7 protein-coding genes are annotated in these 6,372 nt (G+C 44.7%); 5 read left to right on the top strand and 2 right to left on the bottom strand.

Features of this window, described 5'->3' with window-relative positions; all coding sequences use genetic code 11:
• Positions 1-80: 80 nt before the first annotated feature.
• The gene (locus tag FHW36_RS11675) at positions 81-266 is read left to right on the top strand and encodes a PDDEXK nuclease domain-containing protein (RefSeq protein WP_145667698.1); all 186 of its coding nucleotides are present in this window, start codon (positions 81-83) and stop codon (positions 264-266) included.
• Here the strand turns inward: FHW36_RS11675 and FHW36_RS30485 are convergent.
• The gene (locus tag FHW36_RS30485) at positions 190-405 is read right to left on the bottom strand and encodes a hypothetical protein (RefSeq protein WP_186452399.1); all 216 of its coding nucleotides are present in this window, start codon (positions 403-405) and stop codon (positions 190-192) included. The two genes, FHW36_RS11675 and FHW36_RS30485, sit on opposite strands and share 77 nt — an antisense overlap.
• 480 nt (positions 406-885) lie before the next feature.
• Positions 886-1,482 (bottom strand): hypothetical protein, encoded by a 597-nt coding sequence (locus FHW36_RS11670; RefSeq protein WP_145667690.1) that lies wholly within the window; start codon positions 1,480-1,482, stop codon positions 886-888.
• Between the two features lie 164 nt (positions 1,483-1,646).
• On the opposite strand from FHW36_RS11670, the gene FHW36_RS11665 reads away from it, so the two are divergent.
• The 4 genes from FHW36_RS11665 (at position 1,647) to FHW36_RS31045 (ending at position 6,281) form a co-directional block, all read left to right on the top strand.
• Positions 1,647-2,222 (top strand): RNA polymerase sigma-70 factor, encoded by a 576-nt coding sequence (locus FHW36_RS11665; RefSeq protein WP_145667682.1) that lies wholly within the window; start codon positions 1,647-1,649, stop codon positions 2,220-2,222.
• 12 nt (positions 2,223-2,234) lie between these two features.
• Positions 2,235-3,188 carry a FecR family protein gene (locus FHW36_RS11660; protein ID WP_145667674.1) on the top strand — a complete coding sequence of 318 codons (954 nt, stop codon included), beginning with the start codon at positions 2,235-2,237 and terminating at the stop codon, positions 3,186-3,188.
• Positions 3,175-5,655 carry a TonB-dependent receptor gene (locus tag FHW36_RS11655; protein WP_145667665.1) on the top strand — a complete coding sequence of 827 codons (2,481 nt, stop codon included), beginning with the start codon at positions 3,175-3,177 and terminating at the stop codon, positions 5,653-5,655. The genes FHW36_RS11660 and FHW36_RS11655 overlap by 14 nt, the downstream gene beginning before the upstream one ends.
• 281 nt (positions 5,656-5,936) lie before the next feature.
• Complete coding sequence (locus tag FHW36_RS31045; protein WP_394349215.1) at positions 5,937-6,281, top strand: lycopene cyclase domain-containing protein; 345 nt, start codon at positions 5,937-5,939, stop codon at positions 6,279-6,281.
• Positions 6,282-6,372: the final 91 nt, after the last annotated feature.

The raw sequence follows: 6,372 nt of genomic DNA, 5'->3' as shown, positions 1-6,372 counted from the left end.
GCTTTCTCTATCTCACACTGACCCGACAAATGGGGGGACATCAATAGCCCGGCTTTCTCTATCTCACACTGACCCGACAAATGGGGGGACCTCAAGAAACCTCGTCTCTATATAACAATGGGCGTCAGTACCGTATTAAAACGGATACGAAAGTGTTTTACATAGATCTCGTTTTTTATAATTATATACTCAAGTGCTTTGTGTTAATTGATTTAAAAATACATGAGTTAACACATCAGGATATTGGGCATATCCACCATTTTTAACCCATTCGTACAGATTTTCTCTTGTTATAGTAGTTGTATTCTTATTGAGTTCTTCATAAACTGTGAATGAAGAAATTGAAACGTATTCATTTTCGTGATTTCCGCCATCTTTCTTAATGCAGGTAATTCTTAGTTTCATAACCATATTATTAAATGTTTTAGACTTATCCGAAAGTAACGAATTAAGCATAGGATACATTCAGCATTTTGTTATTCTTTGGTTATGCAGAATTTGTGTTGCTTGTATTGATAAATTAAGGGGTGAGAGTTTGGCTTTGATACACTTTGTATATAATTTACATGTTTTAGCCTGACTTAAGTAGCTTAGCTCTTTTCAACCTGACTGCAGGCGTATGTTTGTCGCCTAAAACAGTAAGTGCATGAAAGGAAATGTGCAAATTGGAAAAGCTATAACCCCATGGTGTTCCCCTTTAATCTCGACCAATTTTTGCAACTGGTGAGACTTGTGTGACCTCTCCCCGAAACGCGCGCCAGATGATAAACGAGTATTGAAGTAATGCGCTTTGATGTTATTTGCTTTTGGTTGTTGTTGCCGCTAATACCGGTTCCCATATCAGACGATACGGGAGACCGGTTGACATCCGAATTAAACCAGACTTTAGAACTTGTAACTAATACCAGCTGTCGCAAACCCTTTTGTTCCAAAACCCAATTCAACAAAGCCCCCAAGCTTCCTGCCGACGCGCAACCCAACCGGGTTTACCTGGTAAGCGAAATCAAATTTGCTACGCTGAGCAGACTTTTCTGCGGATATCCGCTGCGAAGAACTCATATAGGCGCCTGTTGCTGCCGACCCGTAAAAATCCAGAAGGTTTGTTTTAATGTAAGAAAACTGGATGGTAGGCAATATGATGAAATAATTCGTTTTGTACTTTTCAATATCTGCAGACTCCTGTGTTTTTATTTCTGTTCTGGCAAGCTGGTAAGCAACGTCGGCTCCCAGCTTAATGTGCTTGGTCAGCTGAAACCTGTACCCTGTTTCGATTACACCGAAAGTGCGGGTATTTACCGTGGTTTTTGTACCTGTCAGAACAGCAACAAAGATATTGGTCATCATTCGCGGCAGTATTTCATCATTTGCCAGCGTGAAACCATCGCTGTAACCAATTCGTACTTCATGACGACCGGCTTGCTGTGCATGTGCCGCTACCGAAAAAACAAGAACTAAACTTGCAAAAACTGATGCTTTTTTCATATTCATATGATTTATTTGTAAACGTATGCTGTCAATGTTGCGCTTACCGCCATTCTTGCCACTAACACGCACTAAAAACAAATACCCCTACGGCATAAAAAAAATTATCCCGTAAAGATTTCCTTATCTTCACAACATCTCAAGCAATCAGTAGATTATCATAAATGACCGAGGCACAAGAAATTTTCAAAACATTGTTTCTGGAAAACTATCAGCAGTTGTGCAACTATGCATTTAAATTTCTGGGCGACCGAAATGAGTGTGAGGATGCAGTGCAGGATGTATTAATCCGATTTTGGGAACTAAAAAAGGATAAGCTGGGAGATCACGCCTTAAAATACTACCTGTATACAGCCACCAGGAACAAGTGCATTTCCATGTTGCGAAAGCGTATGCATTTGCAGGATATCGATGAACTGGCCCCATTTGCAGCAGACGATGATCCATATGACGGGAACTATCCGCAACATTGCGCCGGGAAACTGGTCGAACGGGCATTTGAAGGGCTTCCTCCGAAATGTCTGGAAATTTTTAAACTAAGCAGATTGGAAAATCTCTCTTACAAACAGATTGCGGACAAACTGGACATATCGGTAAAAACGGTAGAGAACCAGATGGGAAAGGCCATCAAACACATGCGCAAGTTTGCGGCGGAAAATCCGGTTTTCCTGCTGGCACTTATCTATTATGTAAGGTTTCATGGTATAGACATAGGAGTATTAAGCGAAATAGCGTTTTAAATTAAAAGCAAGATGTCAACAGGCGAAGAATATATGGATACACTATTGGCCCGCCATTTTGCTGGTGAAACAAACGGCGAGGAAGAGGCCATTCTCAAAAAATGGATGACGGAGCATCCGGAAACTTACCTGTCGCTTCGGATACTTTGGGCAGAATCTTCTGCCCAGGTACCACAAGTGTTTGATACGCAGCTTGCGTGGCAAAAAGCGGAGCAGTTGCTCGCATCACGCACCTCCGGCAGAGAGGTGCCGTTTTACAGGAAATACAGGCTGGCAATTGGTGTCGCAGCAGCAGTAGCATGTATAGCCATCGGCTTGTGGCAGTACATTACCTCACCGGTCACCGAACATGCGCAAATGGCCGAAGTGCGGCACATCGTTTTACCGGACGGATCTTCCGTTACACTGAACAGAAACGCCAGCATCACCTACAACCGCTATTTCCTGGGAAGCCGCAAGGTCAGTGCAACCGGGGAAGTATTTTTCGAAGTAGTACCGGGTGCAGCAAAACCGTTCATAGTATCCACCGAAAAGTTGGAAGTCAGCGTACTAGGCACCTCGTTCCTTGTAAAGGCCGGCAACAGCCCATCCGTCAGTGTAATTACGGGCAAAGTAGCCGTCAGGGGGCAAGATGGGGAAAGAGCAGTTGTCTTAACACCAAACCAGACGGCCAGGTATGAGAACGGCGTTCTTCTGCCATTTCCTGAAACCGATGTAAACCTCCTTTCTTGGAAAACGCAAACCCTTGTATTCAACGGCACTCCGCTTTCAAAAGCATTCTCCGATATCGAAAAATGTTATGGCGTAACAATAAGTGCGCCCCGTACTGCGGATTCCTGTAAAATTACTTCACGATTTGAACACACTAACCTGGATGGCGTATTAAAAGAACTTAGCATCCTGACTGGGTTCCATTACAGCATAAAAAACAAAGAGATTACGATTGAGGGCCTTGAATGCAAATAAACAGGTATTACGGCAATTACTACTCCTGTTCTCCTGCATCTTGTTGGGCAACAGCGGCCTTCTGGCGCAGTATAGCTGCCTCCCGCTGCAGCAGCCGGTTAAAATCGAGATCGAATCGGCCAGTCTTTCCGTTCATTTTTCACACCTGGCCGCACAAGGGGTAACCTTATCTTATAACCATGCACAGCTTGATTTGAACCGGACCATCAGGCTGACTAAAGGCACTTATCCTTTACGAGAGGTACTACTGCTGCTACTGGCAGGCGATGGCCTGGAAATGATGGAGGTGCCCGGCAAAGTCATTCTTTATAAACCGAACCGAAAGCCGGTCGCGCTACTCACACTTAGCGGCTTCGTTTATAGCGGCAATACAGGAGAGGTGCTACCCGGTGCGTCTGTTTACGTTCAGGACGCCCAGTTGGCGATCAGCACCAACGACTATGGATTTTATACCCTGCAGCTCCCTCCAGGTAACCATATTATCCGGATCAGCTATATCGGCCATCTCCCGGTTATAGATACCATCGGCATCAGCAGGCCTGCAACCCGCCATTTCAAATTGCCCGGCCTAACACAGGAACTGAAGGTGGTAGATGTAACGTCCGATAATGAACCGGTTCCCAAAGAACGCAGTCTGCTAAATACCCATAAAACCAAACAGGCGCCCTTCCCTCTGGGCGAACCCGATCCGTTGAGAATGGCAGGTCTTGGTGCAGGTGTATATAGCAGCGGAGGATTAAACGTCAGAGCGGGTACAACTGACCAAAACCTCGTATTGCTCGACGGCGCCCCTATTTACAATCCCTACCACTTTACAGGCTGGTTGTCTATTTTTAACAATGACGCTATCAAGCGCATTGATTTTTTCAAAGGCGCGTTTCCCGCACGTTATGAAGGAAGGCTATCGTCTGTTATAGATATCAAAACGAAAGACGGAAATATGGAAGCCTATCACGGTACCGCCAATGTCGGTTTCATCAATACATCCGTCATGCTGGAAGGGCCGGTAGTCAAAGATAAAATCTCCTTCATGGGCAGTTTCCGGCGCAGCTGGATTGACGGCCTTATCAGGTTTGTTTGCCGGGATTGTAACGAACTTACCTATTATCTCTATGATGCTAATATCAAACTCAACTACCGGATCGATTCAACAAACCGTATCTACCTGGCTGGATATGCCGGCAGCGACATGTTGCGGCTGGGCGTGTTCAGTGAAATAACTATCCCTACTTTACGATGGGGCAATCGATCACTTTCTTTCCGGTGGAACAAAGTGATCAACCCCAGACTGTTTCAAAACAGTATAGTGGTCGTCAGTAACTTTAAAAACCAATGGCAGGATAAACTGCAAAGTGGTACCAAGCAGTACAACAACATTACCGACATCGGGGTTGAAAGCAATTTCCATTACTCCTGGTCCAACGAGTTTTCTTCATCTGCCGGCATTAAGATCAATTTTACCGGTTACAGGGGAAAAGCGGAAAGGGAAGATGAGGGACTGACTTATCCCGAACAATATCTGCAGGCGCAGCAACTGAAAATATATACCGATAACGATATTAGCATTTCCCATAACATCAGGCTGAAGGCCGGGCTAAATTATACCGCATTTATTGCTCCTGGAAAAACCTACCACTCGTTTCAGCCGCGCAATACCCTTACCTATAGGATAGATAAACGACACGAGTTATTCGCTTCCTATGCGGTCATGACACAATTCTACCACCAGATCACCTCCAGCATCGCCTCCCTTCCCTCTGAGTTCAGGGCGCCCAGCACTGCAAATTTACCACCCGAGCGTTCAATGATATTCGAACTGGGCTTCATCCGCCGCTTCAGACAGGGGAAATTTTCGGCCCAGTTCTACGGGAAGAAGTTCGCTGATATCCTCATGTACCAGCCGTTGTTTGACGGCGTGGTGAAATTCGGCAGGCTGTGCTCTGGCACAGGCAATAGCCAGGGGCTGGAACTGGAACTGGATAAGCAATGGAAAAGCCTGGACATTCAGTGTGCATATACATTGGGGCGTGCGAGCATGCAGTTTGATTCTATCTATAATGGCAGGCCTTTCCGGTCTCCGAACGACATTACCCATATCGCCAATCTACTGCTTTCTAAAAAGCTGGATAAACAGTGGACATTATCTTTCAGCGGCAGCTTCAGCACTGGCCGACTGGTTTCCCTGCCCATGAAAACAGCCGGTGCCCCGGGACAGGGCAGTACCTACACGGTCATAGAACCTAATAACCACCGGTTATCGGATAATTATAGCCTTAATTTCAACGCTGCCTATATGAAAGTGTATAAATCCGGGAAAACAGGAACGTTGCAATTCGGCATCAACAATCTTTTCTGCAGACCCGTACCATTTTATGTTGATGTGACCTTAATAAATGATAAGCCCGAAATCAATATTTCGTCTCCTATCAGATTGTTCCCCTATGTAACTTATTCTTTTTCTTTCTAAAGCTGGATTGATCTGGTACGACAGTAACAACGTTCCTCCCAGTTTTTACGCCAGCTTCTGATAGCGTATGCATACTTTGTGCTCCACTTAGCATCCAGCACGTCAAGAGCAGCCATAGCAGCCTGTCTGGTCGGTGCCGCATAAACATCTTTCATGTCTGTGGTAAATTTTCTTTGTATACCATTTTCCTGTGTATTTACCTTCTACTGCCTTAATACCTTTTATGACCTCTCCCGTTTCAATGGGTTCAATACTATTATTGTTTTCGCAACGGTTGTTCTATGTGGCCTTACAGCCTTGCTTTGTCATACAAGGCTTTATACACTTGTTACAGCAATGGCGACAACCCTTACCTTACATTGACCTATCTCCATTTTATTGCCAGGAAAGAATGGATAGGATCTGCTTCGCTTGTCTATTTTATTTTGATGCCCGGTTTTTTTATTGTCAATGGCATTCTTACGGGAACCGGGATTAACTCCCCCATTGTCAATTATAATCCTGAAGAAATCCTTAATGTAAGGCTGCTCACGATACCTGTAGAGGACACCGTGTATGGCTATGCCCAATTTCTACTTGTCATCTATTTCTTTAAACAATTCCAAAACAGACATAATGAAAAGTAAGGTAGTTATTAAAACTGTTGCGGGGCTTGCAACGCTCTTAAACGTAATACAAGGGGATCACTGGAAAAAAAGAAGACCCACACCAGGGGCG

The sequence above is a fragment of the Chitinophaga polysaccharea genome, assembly GCF_007829335.1.
GTDB classification, from domain to species: Bacteria; Bacteroidota; Bacteroidia; order Chitinophagales; family Chitinophagaceae; genus Chitinophaga; species Chitinophaga polysaccharea_B.
Note: the sequence above shows the minus strand (reverse complement) of the source record. Positions and strands in the feature narration are given on the sequence as shown.